Origin of the sequence: Actinoplanes nipponensis (genome assembly GCF_016862275.1) — a bacterium.
Classification (GTDB): Bacteria; Actinomycetota; Actinomycetes; order Mycobacteriales; family Micromonosporaceae; genus Actinoplanes; species Actinoplanes nipponensis.
Genome location: NZ_BOMQ01000008.1, coordinates 407,470 through 427,186, shown reverse-complemented (window position 1 = coordinate 427,186; position 19,717 = coordinate 407,470). Strand labels below are relative to the sequence as shown.

18 protein-coding genes and 1 pseudogene are annotated in these 19,717 nt (G+C 71.4%); 10 read left to right on the top strand and 9 right to left on the bottom strand.

All coding sequences use genetic code 11. The annotated features are described in order from the left end of the window. Nucleotides 1-18 precede the first annotated feature (18 nt). Genes Ani05nite_RS03165 through Ani05nite_RS03155 form a run of 3 tightly spaced genes read right to left on the bottom strand, consistent with a single transcriptional unit; the run spans nucleotide 19 to nucleotide 4,381 of the window. Entirely contained in the window at nucleotides 19-2,631 is a 2,613-nt protein-coding gene (locus Ani05nite_RS03165) for an alpha-L-rhamnosidase (RefSeq protein WP_203764406.1), read from the bottom strand. Next, a complete protein-coding gene (locus Ani05nite_RS03160) occupies nucleotides 2,628-3,449 on the bottom strand; it encodes a carbohydrate ABC transporter permease (RefSeq protein ID WP_203764395.1) in 822 nt (273 codons plus the stop codon). Before Ani05nite_RS03160 ends, Ani05nite_RS03165 begins: the two co-directional genes overlap by 4 nt. Then, a complete protein-coding gene (locus Ani05nite_RS03155) occupies nucleotides 3,446-4,381 on the bottom strand; it encodes a carbohydrate ABC transporter permease (RefSeq protein ID WP_239129168.1) in 936 nt (311 codons plus the stop codon). Before Ani05nite_RS03155 ends, Ani05nite_RS03160 begins: the two co-directional genes overlap by 4 nt. Nucleotides 4,382-4,632: 251 nt before the next feature. Between Ani05nite_RS03155 and Ani05nite_RS03150 the strand changes: the two genes are divergently transcribed. From Ani05nite_RS03150 to Ani05nite_RS03135, 5 genes and pseudogenes are all read left to right on the top strand, one after another. Then, the gene (locus Ani05nite_RS03150) at nucleotides 4,633-5,676 is read left to right on the top strand and encodes a LacI family DNA-binding transcriptional regulator (RefSeq protein WP_203764393.1); all 1,044 of its coding nucleotides are present in this window, start codon (nucleotides 4,633-4,635) and stop codon (nucleotides 5,674-5,676) included. Further along, nucleotides 5,673-5,858 (top strand): annotated as a pseudogene (locus Ani05nite_RS42210) (hypothetical protein); the annotation flags it as partial. The gene Ani05nite_RS03150 and the pseudogene Ani05nite_RS42210, both read left to right, overlap by 4 nt. 118 nt (nucleotides 5,859-5,976) lie before the next feature. Next, a complete protein-coding gene (locus Ani05nite_RS03145) occupies nucleotides 5,977-6,522 on the top strand; it encodes an alpha/beta hydrolase (protein WP_275410491.1) in 546 nt (181 codons plus the stop codon). Between the two features lie 19 nt (nucleotides 6,523-6,541). Next, a complete protein-coding gene (locus Ani05nite_RS03140) occupies nucleotides 6,542-6,724 on the top strand; it encodes a VOC family protein (protein WP_203764391.1) in 183 nt (60 codons plus the stop codon). Nucleotides 6,725-6,805: 81 nt separating this feature from the next. Then, nucleotides 6,806-7,687 (top strand): helix-turn-helix transcriptional regulator, encoded by an 882-nt coding sequence (locus Ani05nite_RS03135; RefSeq protein WP_203764388.1) that lies wholly within the window; start codon nucleotides 6,806-6,808, stop codon nucleotides 7,685-7,687. A 120-nt stretch (nucleotides 7,688-7,807) separates the two neighbouring features. Here the strand turns inward: Ani05nite_RS03135 and Ani05nite_RS03130 are convergent, their stop codons facing one another. After that, nucleotides 7,808-9,052 carry a multidrug effflux MFS transporter gene (locus Ani05nite_RS03130; RefSeq protein WP_203764385.1) on the bottom strand — a complete coding sequence of 415 codons (1,245 nt, stop codon included), beginning with the start codon at nucleotides 9,050-9,052 and terminating at the stop codon, nucleotides 7,808-7,810. 214 nt (nucleotides 9,053-9,266) lie between these two features. Between Ani05nite_RS03130 and Ani05nite_RS03125 the strand changes: the two genes are divergently transcribed. The 4 genes from Ani05nite_RS03125 (at nucleotide 9,267) to Ani05nite_RS03110 (ending at nucleotide 12,537) form a co-directional block, all read left to right on the top strand. Further along, a complete protein-coding gene (locus tag Ani05nite_RS03125; RefSeq protein ID WP_203764383.1) occupies nucleotides 9,267-9,779 on the top strand; it encodes a cyclophilin-like fold protein in 513 nt (170 codons plus the stop codon). 285 nt (nucleotides 9,780-10,064) lie between these two features. After that, nucleotides 10,065-10,586: a peptidase inhibitor family I36 protein gene (locus Ani05nite_RS03120; protein WP_203764381.1), complete on the top strand. Its 522-nt coding sequence runs from the start codon at nucleotides 10,065-10,067 to the stop codon at nucleotides 10,584-10,586. Nucleotides 10,587-10,826: 240 nt separating this feature from the next. Further along, the gene (uppS, locus tag Ani05nite_RS03115) at nucleotides 10,827-11,609 is read left to right on the top strand and encodes a polyprenyl diphosphate synthase (RefSeq protein WP_203764376.1); all 783 of its coding nucleotides are present in this window, start codon (nucleotides 10,827-10,829) and stop codon (nucleotides 11,607-11,609) included. Nucleotides 11,610-11,781: 172 nt separating this feature from the next. Further along, entirely contained in the window at nucleotides 11,782-12,537 is a 756-nt protein-coding gene (locus Ani05nite_RS03110) for an FkbM family methyltransferase (RefSeq protein ID WP_203764369.1), read from the top strand. Nucleotides 12,538-12,556: 19 nt separating this feature from the next. Here the strand turns inward: Ani05nite_RS03110 and Ani05nite_RS03105 are convergent, their stop codons facing one another. Beyond that, complete coding sequence (locus Ani05nite_RS03105) at nucleotides 12,557-14,224, bottom strand: glycosyltransferase family 39 protein (protein WP_203764366.1); 1,668 nt, start codon at nucleotides 14,222-14,224, stop codon at nucleotides 12,557-12,559. 840 nt (nucleotides 14,225-15,064) lie between these two features. Here Ani05nite_RS03105 and Ani05nite_RS03100 point away from each other — a divergent pair. Beyond that, nucleotides 15,065-15,814, top strand: coding sequence for a FadR/GntR family transcriptional regulator (locus tag Ani05nite_RS03100; RefSeq protein WP_203764363.1), 750 nt, complete (start codon nucleotides 15,065-15,067; stop codon nucleotides 15,812-15,814). Here the strand turns inward: Ani05nite_RS03100 and Ani05nite_RS03095 are convergent. From Ani05nite_RS03095 to Ani05nite_RS03080, 4 genes are read right to left on the bottom strand one after another with little or no spacing between them, the layout of a single operon-like run. After that, on the bottom strand, nucleotides 15,762-16,793 hold the full coding sequence (locus Ani05nite_RS03095) for an aldo/keto reductase (RefSeq protein WP_239129166.1): 1,032 nt from the start codon (nucleotides 16,791-16,793) through the stop codon (nucleotides 15,762-15,764). The two genes, Ani05nite_RS03100 and Ani05nite_RS03095, sit on opposite strands and share 53 nt — an antisense overlap. After that, complete coding sequence (locus tag Ani05nite_RS03090; RefSeq protein WP_203764360.1) at nucleotides 16,790-17,614, bottom strand: amidohydrolase family protein; 825 nt, start codon at nucleotides 17,612-17,614, stop codon at nucleotides 16,790-16,792. The genes Ani05nite_RS03095 and Ani05nite_RS03090 overlap by 4 nt, the downstream gene beginning before the upstream one ends. After that, nucleotides 17,611-18,774, bottom strand: a complete 1,164-nt coding sequence (locus Ani05nite_RS03085; protein WP_203764357.1) for a mandelate racemase/muconate lactonizing enzyme family protein — start codon at nucleotides 18,772-18,774, stop codon at nucleotides 17,611-17,613. The genes Ani05nite_RS03090 and Ani05nite_RS03085 overlap by 4 nt, the downstream gene beginning before the upstream one ends. A 28-nt stretch (nucleotides 18,775-18,802) precedes the next feature. Then, on the bottom strand, nucleotides 18,803-19,714 hold the full coding sequence (locus Ani05nite_RS03080; protein WP_203764354.1) for a carbohydrate ABC transporter permease: 912 nt from the start codon (nucleotides 19,712-19,714) through the stop codon (nucleotides 18,803-18,805). Between the last annotated feature and the right edge of the window lie 3 nt (nucleotides 19,715-19,717).

The following is a 19,717-nucleotide window of genomic DNA, read 5'->3' as shown; positions in this document are numbered from 1 at the left end:
TCTCTCCCGCGTTGGAGATCAATAGGTGGCGGTGAAGGTGTAACGGCCGGAGACCAGGCGGAGGGTGGCTCCGCCGGCCGACGGCCGGGCGGTCACGGGCGCCTCGTTCTCGCGCACGCTGCCCGGATCACAGGTGGGGATTTCCAGTACGGCGGTGCAGCCCGGTGGCACGGTGGCGGTGACGGTGAGCCGGTCGCCGTCGAGCGACCAGCCGCACGCGACCGGCCCCCGGGCGGTCTCCTGCTCGGCGCGGGCCCAGGTGAGCTGTCCGCCGGGTGTCGGGCGCAACCGCAGTTCGCGGTACGCGACCGAGTCCGGGGCCTGGTCGATGCCGGCGACCCGGCCGTAGAGCCAGTCGCCGATGCTGCCGAGGCTGTAGTGGTTGAAGGAGTTCATCGCGGCGGACTGGAAGCCGCCGTGCTCGGTCCAGCCGTCCCAGCGCTCCCAGATGGTGGTGGCGCCGTGGCGGATCGAGTAGTTCCACGAGGGGAACTCCTCCTGGTGCAGCAGGGCGTAGGCCAGATCGGCCCGGCGGTGCTCGGTGAGCACCGGGCCGAGCAGCGACACCCCGACGAAGCCGGTGGTGAGCCGGTTGCCGCGCTTCTCGATGTCGGCCGCCAGATGCTCCACCGCCGCCTCGACGAGCTCCGGTGGGAGCAGATCGAAGGCCAGGGCCAGGAGGTACGCGGTCTGGGTGCCGCCCTCGACCGTGCCGTCGGCGCCGACGTACGTCTCGATGAACCTCGCCCTGATGGCGGCGTGCAGGGCCCGGTGTTCGGCCGAGGGCAGCCCCAGCACGTCGGCGGCGTCCGCGACGATCCGGGTGCTGTGGGCGAAGTAGGCGGTGGCCAGCACGTCGCGCGGGGTGTCGGCCTCGACCTGGAGCCAGTCGCCGTACGAGTTGCCGGTGCGGTGCTGCCACAGCAGCTCCGGGTTGTGCCGGTGGATGTGCCCGACCCAGGCCGCCATCGCGGGGAAGCTGCGCTCGAGCACGCGCCGATCGCCGTACGTCCGCCAGAGCAGCCACGGGATGATGACCCCGGCGTCGCCCCACGCCGGGGCGCCTTCGCGGTCGAGCACGAGCACCGGCGCCACGTCCCGGAAGGCGCCGTCGTCGTCCTGGCCGTCCACGACGTCGCGCATCCAGCGGGCGAAGAACGCGGACACGTCGGCGTTGCGGGTCGCGGTCGGGGCGAACACCTGCGCGTCGGCGAGCCAGCCGAGCCGTTCGTCGCGCTGCGGGCAGTCGGTGGGCACGGCCAGGAAGTTGCCGCGCTGGCCCCACACGATGTTGGCGTCCAGCTGGTTGACCATCGGCTCGGAGCAGGCGAAGCGGCCGGTGAACGGCGTGTCGTTGTGCAGGACGCGGGCCACGGCGTCGTGCTGGGTGAGCTCGCCCGGGTAGCCGGTCACCTCGGCGTAGCGGAACCCGTGGAAGGTGAAGCGCGGCTCGAACACCTCGGTCGCCGCACCGGCGCTGACGTACGTGTCGGTGGCCTGCGCCCGGCGCAGGTTCGCCCGGTAGAGCCGGCCGTCGTCGTCGAGGACCTCGGCGTGGCGCACCACGATCCGGGCGCCGGCCGTGGCGGCGCGGACGGTGAGGGCGACCCGGCCGACGAGGTTCTGCCCGAAGTCGACCAGCCACCGGCCGGGCTCGGGTTGCCACACCCGGGTTGCCGGCAGGTCGCCGGTGATGCGGATCGGGTGGTCGGGCTCGGCGACCAGCGGGCCGGGCTCCCGGTCGAGCACCGCCACGGGCCGGAGGACCGGTGTCCGGCGGGCGTCGACGAACTCCCCCATCAGCAGGTCGGCCGCCCGGACGGCGCCGGCTCCCTCCAGCCAGCCGTCGCCGGTGGCGATCGTCCGGCGGGAGCCGTCGGCGAAGTCGAGGACGAGCTGCCCCAGCCACGCCGGTGCGAGGCCGTAGTGCCGGGCGGGCCGGCTCGGGTCGAACCCGACGTGCCCGCTCCACCAGCCGTCGGCGACCGTCGCGGCGAGCACGTTGGTGCCGGCCCGGACCCGGTCGGTCACGTCGTAGGTCTGGTACTGCAGCCGGCGGTGGTACTCGGTCCAGCCGGGCGCCAGCTCGAGGTCGCCGACGCGCTCGTCGTTGAGGCTCGGCTCGTAGACGCCCCGCGCCGTCGCGTACAGCCGGGCCCGCACCGGCCGCTCGGCCACCGCGAAGACGTGCCGCAGGTGCAGCGGCGCGGCGGCCGGGTCGGGGAACGACCGTTCCTCGTCGGTGGGCGGATCGACCGGGGGAAGCGAGACGGGGTCGCGGCCGATCCACACCGCCGTCCAGTCGTCGCGGTGCAGCAGGCCGGTCTCGAACCAGGACTGCGCGGTGCCGGCCGGCTCGCCGCGCTCGTCCCAGACCTCGACGCGCCAGTGGTAGCGGGTCGCCGACTGCAGGGCCGGGCCGTCCCAGGCGATCAGCAGCGTCTCGTCGCTCATCCGCCGCCCGCTGTCCCAGAGCACGTGGTCGCAGTCCTCGGCGGTGGCGGTGATGCGGTAGGCGGACTGGGCCGCTCCACGCCGGTCGCTGCGCAGCTTCCACGACAGCCGGGGGCGGGGTTCGCCGAGCCCGAGCGGCTCGGTGAGTTGCTCGGTGGTGAGGCCGTACGGTGTCATCCCTTGAGCCCTCCGGCGAAGCCGTTGATGATGGAGCGCTGCAGCGCGAGGTAGACCGCCAGGACCGGGACGATGCTGATCAGCAGGGCGGCGAAGATGAGGTTCCAGTCGGAGACGAACTGCCCGACGAAGCCGGCCACCGCCACCGGCACGGTCTGCTGGTCGCTGCCGCTGAGATAGAGCAGTGGGGTGAAGAAGTCGTTCCAGACGGCGACCGCGTTGAGCACCAGCGCGGTCACCGTGATCGGCTTGAGCATCGGCAGCACGACGTACCGGAACGTCGTGAACGGGCCGGCGCCGTCGATCGACGCCGCCTCCTCGAAGTCCCGTGGCAGCGCGCGCAGGAAGCCCACGTACAGGAAGGTCGTGAAGGGAACCTGCAGGCCCGAGTAGAACAGCACCAGCGACCACACCGAGCCGAGCAGGCCGAGGTCGCGGACCGTCTGGTAGAGCGGCAGCGAGGCCAGTTGGAACGGCAGGACCAGGCCCAGCATGATGAGCAGGAACGTGCCGCGGGACCAGCGGGCGGCGCTGCGGGCCAGCGGGTACGCGGCCAGCGCCGACACCGCCAGGACGATCAGGACGCTCGCCGTGGTGACCAGCACGCTGTTGATCAGCGCGCCGCCGAGGCCGGCCTCCCGCCAGGCCCCGGTGAAGTTGCCGAAGGTCGGTGCCGTGGTCGGGGCGATCGGCGAGGACGTGTCCGAGGGCTGCCGGATCGCCAGGTTGACCAGCACGTACACCGGGAAGGCGAAGACGATGCCGACGGCGATCATGACCATTTCGAGCGCGAGGGTGCGCCGGGTGTAGCGGTTCACGACGCCGCCCTCTCGTTGCGGTCGAGGACGGTGTACTGGCCGGCGGAGACGATCGCCACGATGACCGTCAGCACGACCGCGAGGGCGATGCTGTAGCCGAACTCGCCGAGCGTGAAGGCGTCCTTGTAGATCAGCGTGGAGATCGTGTCGGTCGCGTGGCCCGGCCCGCCGCCGGTGAGGGCGTACACCTGGTCGAAGAGTTTGATGCCGCCGATGATCGAGAGCATCAGGTTGATGGTGATGGCCGGGGCGAGCAGCGGCCGGACGATCGACCAGAAGCGGCGCACCGCGCCGGTGCCGTCGATCGCGGCCGCCTCGTAGATCTCCCGGGGAATCGACTGGAGCCCGGCCAGGAAGATGACCATCGAGTAGCCGGCGAACTGCCACACCACGACCAGCACGATCATCCAGAGCGCGAGATCCGGTCGGCCGAGCCAGTCCTGCCGCCAGGAGTCCAGCCCGACCGCGCCGAGCAGGCTGTTGACCGCGCCGTCGGGACCGAGCAGGTTGCGCCACAGGTAGGCGGTGACGATCGGCGTGACCACCGCGGGGGCGAACAGCAGGACCCGCAGGAAGTTCCTCGTCTTGATCATGGAGTTGACGCCGAGCGCGAGCAGCAGGCCGATCCCGTTCTGGATGACCGTGACCGCCACCGCGATCAGAACCGTGTGCCAGACCGCCCGCAGGGCGTCCTCGTCGCCGAGCATGTCGGTGAAGTTGCGCAGCCCGATGACGGCGAAGTCCGGGTCGAGGCCGTCCCAGTCGGTGAAGGCGTAGTAGATGCCCCGGGCGCTGGGCACCAGCACGACGAAGGCGAAGAGCAGCAGAGCCGGCAGCATGAACCACCACGGCGGCGTCACCCGCGGCCGGCGGCGGCGCGCGGCGATCGCGTCAGCCCGGTCCGGCGGGCGAACCTTGAGATCAACTGTCACGGGAGCCCACTTACTTGAATCGTTTCATTAAGCTGCAGAGCGAAACGGGCACAGCCGCAGGCCGCCGGGGCCTACCGGGGAGAAGAAGTGAGGTGGGTAACGTTACCCACGATGTTTCGCCGACCTTACGAGCAGATGCCGGGCACGTCAAGAGCCACACCGGGCATCGATTTCCACGCCGTCGGCGGGCTCGTCAGCGGGGGCCGCGGTGATCTAGGGTGGAGAACGTTTCCCGAGGTCGAGGAGGGCCGATGACCGCTGCGCGACGCGTCACGATCGTCGACGTGGCCCGCCACGCCGGGGTCTCCACCACCGCCGTGTCCAAGGTGATGCGCAACGCCTACGGGGCCAGTCCGCAGATGCAGGAGAAGGTACGCGCGGCCATCGACGAGCTCGGCTACCGGCCGTCGGCCGCCGCCCGCGGCCTGCGCGGCAAGACGTACACCATCGGCGTCATGCTGCCGGAGTTGCGCAACCTGTTCTTCGCCGAGATCCTCGACGGCGTCACGGAGCACCTGCAGGGCACCGGCTACCAGATGCTGATGGCCGCGGGCTCCAACAACCGGGCCACCGAGGAACAGGTCACCGACGCCCTCATCGACCGCAGCATGGACGGCGTCATCCTCATCGCCCCGGTCTCTTCCCGGCGCCGCCTGGAGACGATCGCGCGCACCGTGCCGACGGTCGTGGTCGGCCGCCACGGCCAGTCCGCCCACTACGACACCGTGGCCGACGACGACTTCACCGGCGCCGGCCTGGTCGTGGCCCACCTGGCCGGGCTCGGTCACCGCCGCATCGCCCACATCGAACACCACGAGACCGATCCCGTACGCCTGCGCGAGATGCCCAACGCCCTGCGCGCCGACGGCTACCGCCACGCCATGCGGGCCCACGGCCTGGAGGACCACATCGACATCGCCTCCACCACCTACACCCAGGACGGCGGTCACCTCGGCGCCCGCCAGCTGCTGGCCCGCCCGCACCGGCCGACCGCCATCTTCGCCGGCGCCGACATCGTCGCCATGGGCGTGCTCGACGCGCTGACCGAGGCCGGCCTGTCCGCACCGGCCGACATCTCCGTGGCCGGCTACGACGGCACCGCGTTCGCCGCCTTCGGCCCGATCTCGCTCACCACCGTCGACCAGGCCGGTCACCAGATGGGCGGCAACGCCGCCCGGCTCCTGCTCGACCGCATCGCCGACCGCACCCGCCCGACGGCCCAGGTGAAGCTGTCGCCCACCCTGGTCCCCCGCCGCACCACCGCCGCTCTCACCGACCGCACCGCGAGCCGATGACGCGCCCCGAGGAAGAGGTGACCGTCTCGACCCGGGAACGACGGATCCCCGGCCCGCACGGTGAGATCCCGCTGCGCATCTACGCGCCCGGATCCGCCGCGCCCCGGCGGGGTCTGGTGTGGGCGCACGGGGGCGCCTTCTCCGGAGGCGACCTCGACATGCCCGAGAACGACTGGGTGGCCCGGCAGCTCGCAAGCCGGGGAATCGTGGTGGTCACGGTGGACTACCGGCTCTCGCCGCTTCCGGAGGCCGAGGACACCGGCCGGCCGCGACTGCCCCTATCCGGTCGCTTCCGAGGAGGTGACCGCGGCCTTCGTCTGGGCCACGACGTCGGTCCCGGACATCCCGGCCGCCGACTGGGCCATCGGGGGCGCCAGCGCGGGCGGAAACCTGGTCGCCGGCGCCGCCCTGCGGCTGCGCGACACCGGCGGCCCGCTCCCCCGCACGATGGTGCTGGCCTATCCGGTGCTGCATGCCGCGCTGCCCCCGGTCCCCGCCGAGCTCGCCGCCAAGGTGCGGGCCCTGCCACCGGAGGCCGCCTTCGGCGCCGAGGAGATCGCGGCGATGAACCTCCGGTACGTCCAGCACCCGGACGCGTTGGCCGAGGCCTACGCCTTTCCCGGTGGTCACGACCTGTCCGGTCTGCCACCGACGTTCGTGCTGACCTGCGACGCCGACAGTCTCCGCGCGTCCGGACAGCACTTCGGCGCCGAACTGGCGACAGCCGGCGTCGATGTGGCGGTCATCCGCGAGGTGGGCACCACCCACGGCCACCTCAACGAGCCGGAGAACCCGGCCGCGCGGCGCAGCATCGTCCGCGTCGCGGACTGGCTGAACCGCACCTGAGGTCGGACACGCTGCCGGGGTGCGGATCGACCTGGTGGCGCTGATCGTGGACGAGTACGACCCGGCCATCGAGTTCTTCACCGGCATCCTCGGGTTCGACCTCGTCGAGGACTCGCCGTCGCCCACCAACGACGGCCGGGTCGCGGTCTTCCTCGACATCGCCGGCAACCGTTGGGATCTCCTCGGGCCCACGAACCCCTGATCGGCCGCGGACGACGACCCCGGTGAGGGGTGTACCAGCAGTGCATCCCACCGTGCCGCCGTGCGCCGTACCGTCGAAGTCGTGGACAACCGAGTCGAAGTGCGCGAGTTCCTCACCACCCGCCGCGCCAACATCACCCCCGAGCGGGCCGGGGTGATCACCACGGGCCGGCGCCGGGTCCCCGGGCTGCGGCGCAGCGAGGTCGCCACGCTGGCCGGCATGAGCGTCGAGTACTACGCCAAGCTCGAACGCGGCCAGCTCGCCGGCGTCTCCGCCGGCGTGCTCGAGGCGATCGCCCGCGCCCTGCACCTCGACGAGGCCGAGCGCACCCACCTGCTGCGTCTCGCGCAGGAGGCGAACGGCAGCAACGCTCTGCTGCGGCCCAGCCGGCGACCCCGGCAGTGGGTGCCCCGGGCCAGCCTGCAGTGGTCGCTGGATGCCGTGACGACCCCGGCGATCGTCGTCAACAACCGCCAGGACCTGCTCGCGGCCAACCACCTCGGCCGGGCCCTGTACAGCGACGTCCACACCGATCCGGCCCACCCGCCGAACTTCGGCCGGTTCACGTTCCTCGACAGCGCGGCCCGCCGCTTCTACCCCGACTGGAACCTCGCCGCCGACATGACCGTCGCCAACCTGCGCACCGCGGCCGGCAAGAACCCGCACGACAAGGGCCTGCAGGACCTGGTCGGTGAGCTGTCCACCCGCAGCGACGAGTTCCGCCGCCGCTGGGGCGCCCACAACGTCCGCACCCACGGCACCGGGACCAAGACGTTCCACCACCACGTCGTCGGCGACCTGGTTCTCGCGTACGAGAGCATGGACCTGCGGGCCGAGACCGACCTCACCATGACCATCTACGCCGCCGAGCCGGCCTCGCCGACGGCCCAGGCGCTGGTCCTGCTCGCCTCGTGGGCCGCCACCACGGGCGCTCCGCCGGCGACGATCCGATACTCGGCCTGATCTTCCGGGAAGCACCGCTTCTCAGGCGCATGCGAATCTCCGGTTACGGGCGCAGGAGGGCTCTGCCGGCGCGGCGCTCGTCCAGGGCCCGGCAGCCGGCGGCTCGGTCGAGGGGCAGGCCTAGGTCGGGCACCGTGCCGCGGTCGCCGGCCGCGTCCCGCCCCGGGCCAGCACGAGCAACCCGACCATGGACAGGACGGCCCCGCCGACCACGAGCAACGCCATCGGCACCGCGGTGTGCTCGCCGCCGAGCCCGGCGATCGGCGCGATGGTCCCGGCGGCGACCCACTGGACGAACCCGAGAACCGCCGAGCCCGTACCGGGGTGCTCCGGCACCTCGGCCGAGGCCAGTGCGCCACCGTTGGCGATCATCAGCCCCTGGGCGGTCATCAGCACGAAGAAACAGCCGACCGCGAGCGGCAGCGGCGTACCGAACCACCCCGCCCCGGCCAGCAGCACCACCCCGGCCGCGAGCGCGGCCACCTGCCCGACCAGGATGACCTTGCGGGTGGCGACCCGCCCGGCCAGCCGGGCGGCGACCAGCGCGGCCACGGTCATCCCGGCCGCGTTGGCCGCGAAGTCGACCGAGTACGCCATCGGCGACATCCCGTTCATCGACTGCAACACGAACGCCGACGTGGCGACGTACGCGAACAACGCCGCCATGGCCGAACCGGTGACCAGCAGATAGCCGACGTAACGGCGGTTGGCGAGGACCCGGCGGCCGGCGACGGCGAAGGCCCGCAGACCGCCGCTGTGCCGCTGCGGCGGCGGCAGCGACTCCGGTACGGCGACCAGGACCGCCACCAGCATCGCCACGCTCAGGGCCGCGACGGCCCAGAACGACACCCGCCAGTGCGACACCTGCAGAATGACCGCACCGAGCAGCGGCCCGACGATCGGCGCGACGCCACCGACCCCGGCGACCACGTTGAGCACGCGGACCAGCCGGGCGCCGGTCGCCAGGTCCACGATGATCGCCCGGCCGATCACCATCGCCCAGCCGCCGGTGAGACCCTGCACCAGCCGGGCCACCATCATCACGCCGATCGACGGGGTCAGGGCACACACGATCGAGGCGACAGTCATCAGCGCCAGCGCGGCCAGCAGCGGCCGGCGCCGGCCCCGCTGATCCGAGACCGGCCCGCCGATCAGCTGGCCCAGGGCCATGCCGACGAAGAACGTGGTCAGGGTGAGCTGAACCTGCGTCGCCGACGCCGACAGCTCACCGGCCACCCGGGGGAACGCCGGCACGTACATGTCGGTGGCCAGCGGCGCGATCGCGGTCAGGAAGATCACCGTGCCGACCAGCCCGGCGGTCAGGGCCGGCCGGCGACCGGTCACCGGCGGTACGGGTACGGACATCAGGGAAAGCACCCCGCCAGCACACCCCGGTCCGGCACGACGAGGAAGTCACCGACGAAGGACGTACCCGCAGTACACCTCGGTCGCGACAGTACGGCCGACCACCGGCGGTTGGGGTGCACTGACAGGGCGTTCCACCCCCGCGCTCCCGCTCGTACCGTGATCGGCGCACCGGGCTGACCGGCGATGTCCCGAAACGGCGAGAGGTAACCCCGTGGGAACAAGGATTCGGCTCACCGCCGCCGCGCTGGCCGTCGGGCTCGGGCTCGCGGCCTGCACCTCGCCGGCCGAACCGGCCGCGCCGGGGCCGGCGGCCCCGTCGGCATCGACCTCGGCCACCGCTTCCGGAGCCCCACGCCGGGTCGTCGGCTCGGTCATCCGCTTCACCGCGGGTGACTACGCGGTCGACGTCACCGTCGGCGCCGACAGCCCCGCCGTCCGGGACCTGCTGAGCATGCTGCCGATACGGCTGCCCTTCGAGGACCTCAGCAACCGGGAAAAGATCGCATATCTGCCTCGCAAGCTCCAGACCGACGGCTCCCCCGGCGGCGATCCGGAGGACGGCGATCTCATCTACTTCGTGCCCTGGGGCAACCTCGGTTTCTACTACGACGCCGAGGGAATCGGCTACTCCGACGCCACCATTCCCGTCGGCAGGTACAACGCCACGGCCGAGCAACTCGAGCACCTCGAATCGGGGCCGGTCACCGTGACCCTCGTCGGCTGAACCGGGGCAGCCATCACCGCCAGCAGTCGTCCGTGGGCGACAAGCCCGCCGGCACGACGACCAACCAGAACGCCCACCTGTCCGGCGACGGTCAGCGGTTCGCCTCACCCGTGGGTGGTAGACGACCTGCCGCAGGGCGGCCTTGTCGTCCCACCCCTGATGTATTTCGGCTCCGCCTCGTCGTCTCGCGATGCAGTGCGAAATCCATTTTCGACGGTATGGAGGTTGAGGTGGAGGCCGCCTAACGTCGCTCCCATCATTAGTCAGTGGATAGGGGGAATTCACATGTCCAGACGATTCATCAGCCTCGTGGCCATGGTCATCGGCGCCATTCTCGCGGCTGCGTTCCAGGCCGTGCCGGCCAACGCCGCGGCACCGAGCGTCCAGGCGCAGATCGACGCGATCACCGCCGAGCACGGCGGGCAGCAGACCAGCGCCACCCAGGTGACCTGGCGGGGCGGCGCGGTCGTGCTCGATCTCGTCGCGCCGGACCGGGCGCTGGCCTCCGTCGAGGGATGCCCGAGCAACGCGTACTGCTTCTACGAGCACCAGAACTTCAACCACAACAAGCCGAACGGCCGGATGTTGACCTTCCGCGACTGCACGACCGCCGGCCTGCGACAGAACCTCACCGACTACGGATTCCAGGACAAGACGACGTCGTGGGTGGTGAACAAGTCGCTGCGCCTGGTCGACGTGTTCACCGGCACCAACACCCGGCTGTGGCAGGAACGCGCCCACAGCAAGTCGTCCAACGTCGGCACCGCCGACAACGACAAGGCCGACTGGTTCAGGTGCTACCTGTAGCAGCATTCCCGTGGCGCCGGCCCTGGTGGGCCGGCGCCACCGCACGTCCGGCGCCGGTACGCGAAGACGCGGCGAGCACCGGCGGCTTTCACCTCGGAAAGGCGGAAGAATTCGACCGTGCCGGTTCGATGTCGCAGTTCGGCTATGTGCTGGGACCGGACGGCGAACAGTTGTGAGAGTCGTGTGAAGAAACCAGCGTAACGCCTCGGCCGCCGGCCCCGCGGTGATTGAATCTCGCAGATGTGGACGACGGTGAAGAACGCGGCCTACTCGCTCTACGCCCGTCGCCTGACCGCGCAACTGGCCGGCGCGAACCTCCCGCGGCACGTCGCGATCGTCATGGACGGCAACCGCCGGTGGGCGCGACAGGCCGGTTTCGCCGACGCCCGGATCGGCCATCGCTACGGGGCGGAGCACCTCGACGAGGTCCTTCGGTGGTGCGCCGACATCGGCGTCCGGCACGTGACCGCGTTCGTCGCCTCCGTCGACAACCTGCGGAAGCGGGACTCCGAGGAGGTCGGCAACCTGCTGCGCATGATCGAGGAGGTGGTCGCCGAACGCCTGACCCGGCCGTCCAGCGTCTGGCAGATCCATCCGGCCGGCCGGCTCGACGTCCTGCCCGACTCCACCCGGCACGCCCTCAAGCTGGCCGAAGAGGCCACCCGGGACAACGACACACCTTTTCATCTCACCATCGCCATCGGCTACGACGGCCGCGAGGAGATCCTCACCGCCATCCGGTCGCTGCTCGAGGAGCAGGGGCGAGCCGGTCATTCCGTCGCCGACGTCGCCCGGCGCCTGACCGCCGACCAGATCGCCACCCATCTCTACACCAGTGGACAGCCCGACCCGGACCTGGTCATCCGGACCAGCGGGGAACATCGCATGTCGGGGTTCCTCCTCTGGCAGGCCGCCTACTCCGAGCTGTACTTCACCGACGTCTACTGGCCCGGCTTCCGGAAGATCGACTTTCTCCGCGCCCTGCGGTCCTACGCCGCACGCCGGCGCCGGTTCGGCGCCTGACCAGCCCGGCGAGCAGCGGCGATCTGCAGGTGCTGCTGCGCCCGAGCTCGAACCGCGCCGACCTCCTTGGCGGGGATTTTCGGGTTTCGGCCGCCGAGGGACTCCGCCCGGCTACTCGCTGTGAGAGACTCCCGCGACCAGACCACAAGTGGATCATCGGTGGGAGAACAGTGTGCTGACCGTCGAGCGACACGGTACGACCCTGCACTTCGACGACGACGGCTTCACCGAACCGCCCTACGTGTACGGGCCACTGGCCAACGGCCGCGTGTACGAGGAGAAGTTCCTCCAGCACATCCGCGACCAGAAGCGTCGCGGCATCTACATCGACATCGGCGCGCACCTGGGCACCCACACCGTCTGGTTCGCCGCGCTGTGCCCGGCCACCCACGTGCACGCCTTCGAGCCCGTGGAACGCAACGCCGGGGTGCTGCGCCGCAACATCACCGCGAACGCCCTGCAGGACCGGGTGACCGTGCACCAGGTGGGCCTGTCCGACCGGGCCGGGCAGGCCACGAACACGCTGTCACCTGAGCACCAGGTCGGCTTCATGGCCGACGCCACGGCGCTCGACGAGACGTTCCGCATCGTCCGGCTCGACAAGGTTCTCGGACGCGAGCCGGTGGCCGTCATCAAGCTGGACGTCGAGGGCATGGAGGCCGCCGCGCTACGCGGCGCCCGGCGGATCCTGTCGCGGTGGCGTCCGCTGGTGTACGCCGAGGCGCACAACGCCGACGCTGTCGCCGAGATCGGGCAGGTCCTCGCACCGTACGGCTACCGCTTGACCGGCCAGGTGTTCAACGCCAGCCCGACCTACGAGTTCGCGGCGCCGCCCCGTCAGCGGTTCCAGGCGTTGCGGCCGTTGTGGCAGCGCCTTCCCCTTTCGGTACGGCGGCAGCTCAAGCGCATCCCGTACGTATCGCGCTGAGGTCGCGTGGCCTGCGGCCCTATCGGCGGTAGATCAGGATGGCGTGGCCGACGTCGTCGATGCGTTCGCTGCTGTCGAGGATCTCCGCCAGTCGGCGGCGCCCGGCGGCTGGGTCGGTGTTGGCCGGAATGCAGATGGACGAGTGCAGGCAGGCGGTCGACACCACGACCAACCCGTGTACCTCGCTGGCGGGCGCCTTGAGGGGGTGCCCGGCTTTGATGCCGTAGTAGGCCGGGGCGCCGCGGCCGCGGTACAGCAGCCACACCCGTTCACCGGGGTACTTCTCGGCCAGCCGGTCACCCAGGCGAGCCAGGTCCTGGCCCCAGTCGACATTCGCGTCGGAAAGGCGCAGATACGTCTGTGACGGGCCGCCGAAGGCCTCATTGGAATAGGGCAGGTAATACGGGAACGTCCGCAGCGAACTGACCGCCACCCATCCGACGAGGACAATAGTCGCGACCTGCGCCCACCGGGCTCGGTAAGCGACAACGCAGCCCGCCGCGACAGCGAGGAACACCGGTACGAAGATGGCGTACCGGACCCCGAAGTCGCGGGAGCCGCTCATGGCCACCAGCAGCAACACGGCAGTGGGAAGCAGCACATAGGGCACAGCTGATCGCAGCGGCCGCACGCTCGCCATGACCGCCCCGCCGGCGAGCCACAGAGCGAGCATGCCCAGCGGCTCCTTGATCAGCAGAGCCACCGGCAGGTAATACCACTTGGAGCCGGTGTACTCGCGGCCCAGCAGATATCCGGGAAACTCCATGCCCTCGAAGGACAGCTGCACGCGCATGCCGTCCCGGAACGGCCGGGGCATCGGCAACCAGTCCACCAGATGCCCGGTCAGGCCGTTGATCACCGGGAGGTCGGCCGGGCTGGTCCAGCGCAGGTGCGGATCAACGGCCAGATACGTCGCCCAGACCACCACCAGGGACAGCACCATGACGCCGGCGGCCGCACCGACGCCCACCGCCACCAGCCGCGCGACGTGCCCTCCGTCCAGGCGGGCGCCCAGCTGATGGGCACGACCGGCGTGCCAGACCGACACCACGACCAGGATCGCCATCAGCGGCAGAGCGGGCAGCGTGCTCATCTTGGTCGCCAAAGCGGCCCCGAGCGCGAGCCCGGCGAGCGGAAGATACCGGTACGGCCGGTTCCGGGCCCGCCACAACAACCACAACGTGGTGACCAGGAAACCCGTGGTGGGCAGGTCCAGAGTGGCCAACGACCCGTGCGCGATCACGTCGGGCGAGAAGGCGTACAGGCCGAGCGCCACCACACCGGCCCCCGTACCGGCGAGGTCACGGGCGAAGGCGAACACGACCAGGCCGAACATCAGGGCCAGAAAGATCAGCGGGAGCCGGGCCAGCAGGAGCAGCCGCTGGGCGTCGTTGCCCTGCCCATACAGAACGTCGGTGCCGAGCTGCCACTGGGTGCCTTCGAAGGCAGCATCGACGCGGGCGTCGGCGAAGGACAGTCCCGTCGCCATGATGAGCTTGGCCAGCGGCGGGTGCTCGAAGTTGTACTCCAGGCTGTGCTGCTGCAGGTAGACCAGGCTCGCACTCACGTACACGGGCTCGTCCACAATGGGTGACTGCTGACGCGCGGCGGTCACCATACCGACCGCCATCTGGCACAACAGGGCCAGGACGAGCAACGCGAAGATCCACGGACGGTACCGGCCCATGGCCTCTCGGCCACGTCCCGCCGGCCGCGAGTCGGCAGCCGAGCGCTGGGCCGGGACGGTGGCCGTACCAGTATCCAGCCGCAGGGTTATGGACGGATCCTGATCCATGCGTCTTCAAGTCCCGTCTGGTCCCGGACAGGGCCAACCCTCCGTCCAGCGCGCCAGGATAGTGCCACGAGACGCCTACACCCATCCACCCCCGTGAGGGTCCGGGCACCCACCAATGAGGAGCGGGGCCGACGGGGTGATCATGAATTTGCTCGGAGCGCCCGGCGTCACGGTCTCCAGAGCCCGCCTGAGCTGCGTCGTTGTGTCCGCTCCATGATGGGCGATCAGCAGGATCGCGGTCGCCGTCGCCGTCGACGTCGCCTCCTTCTGTGTGCGCCGTCTCGTGCAGCACGCTGAAGAACCAGGCGGAGTCGACGATCCCGTAGAACAGCGCCGTACGAGTGTCCCGGGCGATGTCGGCCCGCCGGGACACCGGTTCGGCGCCCCAGGTGGCTCCTTCCGGCCAGCACACGCCGGGATCAGGTTCCTGGCCAGCAGCGCCTCAGCGGGATTCATCCGCATCCTCCTCCGCGTCGGAGGAACGCAGAGACCGGCACATGACATTTGTTCTCGTTGTCGGTGCAGGCGAGTTCGCGCCATTCCGACTTGAACGCCTGCCACACGGCGGCCGGCGGGCCGGGCTCGCCCGGCTTCCGCCGGCCGAAGCCCAACAGCTCCGGGTCCTCGGCGTCGCCGTACCTGTCGTGCCACATCGACTGGGCGAGGGCGAGGGCGAGGTGCGGGATGCAGGTGGCGGGAGGTCGCGGCGGCCCGCCGCCGTATATTGCGGTCATGGCAGCCCAGCCCGACACCTCGGCTTTTCCGCCCCGCCGCCGCTCGGCCCGGCTGGGCGTGGCAGTGACCACGGAGCTCGTCGAGCTCATCGTCACCGGTGAGATCCCCGAGGGCGGCCTGTTGCCCCCCGAGGGGCCGCTCAGCGATCACTTCGGGGTCAGCCGCACCGTGATCCGGGAGTCGGTGAAGCGGCTCGAGGAGAAGGGGCTGGTGGTCGTCGCCCAGGGCCGGGGCACGCAGGTGGCCCGGTCCGGGTCGTGGAACATGCTGGATCCCATCGTGCTCTCGGTGCTGATCGACAGCGACGAGTCGCTGGGCATCCTCGACGAGCTCACGATCGTGCGGGGCAACCTGGAGTCGGCCATGGCCGGCGCGGTGGCCGCGCGCCACACCCAGGAAGAGCTGGCGCGCATCGAGCACGTGCTGGACGCGATGCGGGAGATGCGGCAGGAGAGCGACGCCTTCCGGCAGGAGGACGTCGTCTTCCACTTCACGGTCATGGAGATCTCCCGGAACCGGCTGGCCGAGAACATCGCCAAGCGCCTGTACCGGCGCGCGCTGGAGAGCAACCGGTACCAGGGGCTCGGCTACGAGGGCGCTTTCGCGTCGACCATCGAGGAGCACGGCAAGGTGGTCGAGGCGATCGCGCGGCACGACGTCGAGGGCGCCGAGCGGGCGATGCGCGACCACATCGTCAGCTCCTGGCAGCGGCGCCGCCCGGCGGCCCCTCCGGAGGGCGGCTCGTAGGTTCCGCCGGCACCGCGCCCGCCGGGACGAGGCCGGCCGAGACCAGGTCCCGCCAGAGACCGGCGGGGATGTCCGCGGCGAATCGCTCGACGTCCTCGTCGACCTCCTGGGGCGAGCGCATGCCGACGGCCACGGCGGCGACCGCGGGATGCAGCAGCGGGAAGGCCAGCGCCGCCGCGGGCAGCGGCACACCGTGGTCGGCGCAGATCGACCCGATCCGCCGGGCCCGCTGCACCACCGCGGCGTCGGCCGGGCGGTATTCGTACGTGGCGCCGGGCTCGGGCCGGACCGTCGAGAGCAGGCCGGTGGCCAGGACCCCGGCGGCGACGATCGCCACGCCGGCGTCCCGGGCCGGGGCGAGCACCGCGCCGAGGGCGCTGTGGTCGAGCAGCGAGTACCGGTTGGCGAGCATGATCACGTCGACCAGGCCCTCGCGGATGAGCGGTTCGAGGCCGGCGGTCGAGTTCGTCCCGATGCCGACGGCCGACACGACGCCCGCCGCCTTCAGCCGCGCCAGCGACGCCAGGGCCTCCCGGGCCGCGCCGTCCCAGGCCTGGTCGGGGTCGTGGGCGTAGAGGATGTCGATCCGGTCGAGCCCCAGCCGATCGAGGCTCTCGTGCAGGCAACGCTCCACTCCCCCGGCCGAGAAGTCCCAGCGTCTTTCCCGGTCGCCGGGCACCACGAACCCGTCGTCGTCCCGGTCCAGCGGGCGGGCCCGGGGCACGAGCAGCCGGCCGACCTTGGTGGAGATGACGAACTCGTCGCGCGGCCGGTGGCGCAGGTCGGCCCCGAGGCGCCGCTCGGACAGCCCGAGCCCGTAGTGCGGCGCGGTGTCGAAGTACCGGATACCCCGCTCCCAGGCCCGGCGCATCGTACGGGCGGCCTGCTCGTCGTCCATGGCCCGGGCGAAGTTGCCCAGCGGCGCGCCGCCCAGCCCGATCGTGCCCTGGCGCCGCAGCATCTCGACCGCGCTGGTCACGTGCCGAGCCCGTAGCACGCCGCGGCGGTACCCGACATGATCGCGGCGCGCTCCCCCGCACTCAGGCCGGCCAGGATCTCCTCCACTGCCGTACGCCAGGCGACCGGGCCGGCGCCCAGACACGCCACCGGCCAGTCGGAGCCGTACATGAGCCGTTGCGGGCCGAATGCCTCGACCGCCAGGCCGACCACCCGCCGCAGCCGTGGCGGGTCGGCCACGAGCCGGGCCAGCCCGGAGATCTTGGCGGACACGTTGGGCCGGGCGGCGAGCGCCCGCAGCCCACGTTCCCAGCCGTCGTCGTCGGTGGTGTCGGCGACGCCCCCGAGGTGGTCGACGACGAAGCGCAGGCCGGGATGCGCCCCGGCCACGGCCGCGGCCAGGGGTTGCTGCCAGGAGCGGACGACCAGGTCGAAGCACAGGCCGTGGGTCTGGAGCGCGTCGAGGGCCGCGCCGACGTCGGGCCGGCACAGCCAGGCCGGGTCGGGATCGAGGTGCACCAGGTGGCGGAGCCCGACCAGCGGGCGGCGCGGATCCGGGCCGAACGTGGCGAGCTGGGCGCCGACGTCGCCGGTGAGATCGATCCAGCCGACCACTCCGGCCGCCCGTGGCCCGGCGCCGGCCAGCAGCCGGCGGGTCTCGGCGATGCTGTTGCTCGCCTGGACGACCACCGCGGTGGCGCTGCCGGTCTCGTCGAGCATCCGTTCGAGGTCGCCGGCGGCGAAGTCGCGGTCGATGGCCGCCATCGTGGCCGGGTCGATCCAGGGCTGCGGGTCGGTGGCGCGGTTCCACAGGTGCACGTGCGCGTCGATCGCCCCGCTCATGACCGGTGCCGCCGCTCGCGCCGTGATTCCGGGACCAGCCGCAGGCCGGCGCGGCGGGGACGCACGTGCGGACCGGTGGTCCCGGCGACCGGGTTGGCCGCCCGTACCGCGTTGATCTGGTCCTCGTCGACCCGGATGCCGAGGCCCGGTTCCTCGCCGAGGACGATGCCGCCGTCCGCGATCTCCTGGTCGATCCGCAGGCCGATCGGCTGCTCGAGGTGCTGGACCTCGAAGGACAGGTGGTTGGGCACCGCGGCGGCGGCGTGGGCCACCGGGTTGGCGTGATACGACACCGGGCTGACCGGCAGGTCGTGGCTGTGCGCGACGGCGGCCACCCGCAGGAAGTGGGTGATTCCCCAGACGTTGCCCACCTGGACGATGTCGACGGCGCCGGCGTCCAGCAGCGGCCGGTACTGCTCCAGGCCGGTGAGGTTCTCGCCGGTCGCCACGGCTGTGCGCAGGTGCTGGCGCACCGAGGCGAGACCGGCCGCGTCCCACCGGCGCACCGGTTCCTCGATCCAGGCCAGGTCGACGGTGCGCTCCAGCTCGCTGACGAAGCGGACCGCCTGGGTACGGTTCCAGGCCTCGTTGGCGTCGAGCATGAGCGCCGGGTGCGTCGAGTTGCGGTGCAGCACGTCGCGGACCGCCAGCAGCCGGCGCAGGTCGTGGGTGACGTCGAGGCCGCCCTTGAGCTTGGCCGAGCTGAACCCGCGGTCGGCGTAGCGCTCGTACAGGCGCACGAGGGCCTCGTCGTCGAGCGCGATGTCGAGGCCGGAGGCGTACCCGGGCACGAACCGGTCCAGCGCCCCGAGGGTGCGCCAGAGCGGCTCGCCCGCCGCCTTCGCCTTGAGGTCCCACAGCGCCATGTCGATCGCGCCGACCGCCCCGAACGTCGCGCCGGCGTGACCGGTCTTGAACACCCAGCTCAGCATGCGGTCGTAGAGCGCGGTGACGGCCCGCGGGTCCTCGCCCTCGACGGCGCCGAAGACCCGGTCGATGTCGCCGTGCGGGCCGACGCCGACGCCCTCCAGCCCGTCGTCGGTCTCGAGGATCAGCACGTGGACGTCGGTGCGCGGCTCGGGCATCACGCCGTTGGCGTCCCCGGTCAGCCGCCCCCAGTCGTGCTTGGTCAGCAGGCTGCGGTAACCGGTGACTTTCATGGGGGCTCCTGGTCGGCAGAGATGCGGCTCACTCCTTGGTCCCGCCGGCGGTCATGCCGGCCACCAGGAAGCGTTGGGACACGAGGAAGACGATGAGCACCGGCAGCACCGAGACGACCGTCGCCAGCGCGAGCGTGGGCAGCTGGACGGACTGCCCGCCGGCCGAGCTGGGGTTGAACGCCGGGGTGGAGGCCAGCAGGGAGGTCAGCCCGACCTGCACCGGATAGCCGTCGCTGGACGGCAGCATCACGAAGGGCAGGAAGAAGTTGTTCCAGTTCTGCACGAAGCCGAAGAACGCGACCAGCGCGACGATCGGCGCGGCCAGCGGCAGGGCGATCCGGGTGAAGACCTGGATCTCCCGGCAGCCGTCGATCCGGGCCGCGGCCAGCAGGTCGCGCGGGATGCTGGTGGAGAAGTAGATGTAGGTCAGGTACACCCCGAACGGGAAGAACGACATCGGCAGGATCACCGACAGCGGGCTGCCGATCAGGCCCACCGCGTTGAGCTCCAGGAAGATCGGCAGCACCAGCGCGGTGTTGGGGATGAGCATGACGATCAGGGTCAGCACCAGCAGCAGCCGCCGGAGCCGGAACCGGGTCAGGGCCAGCGCGTAACCGGCCGGGATGCTCACGACGAGGGTGACGACCAGCGCGCCGACGGCGTACACGGCCGAGTTGGTCATCCAGGTGGTGACCGCGCCGTCCTGGAAGCCGAACAGCTGGCTCCAGTTGGTGGACAGTTCGCCGGCGCTGCCGGCGGCGAACGGGTGGCCGACGCTCAGGTCCCGCGCCGACTTGGTGGTGGCCAGCAACAGCCAGACGATGGGTACGGCGAAGAACAGCACGAACACCGCGACCAGGACCGTGACGACGGCCCGGCCGCTCCAGCCGCTGACGCCCGGCCGGTGCGCCGCCGCCGAGCCGGTGGGCACAGAGGTCATGGG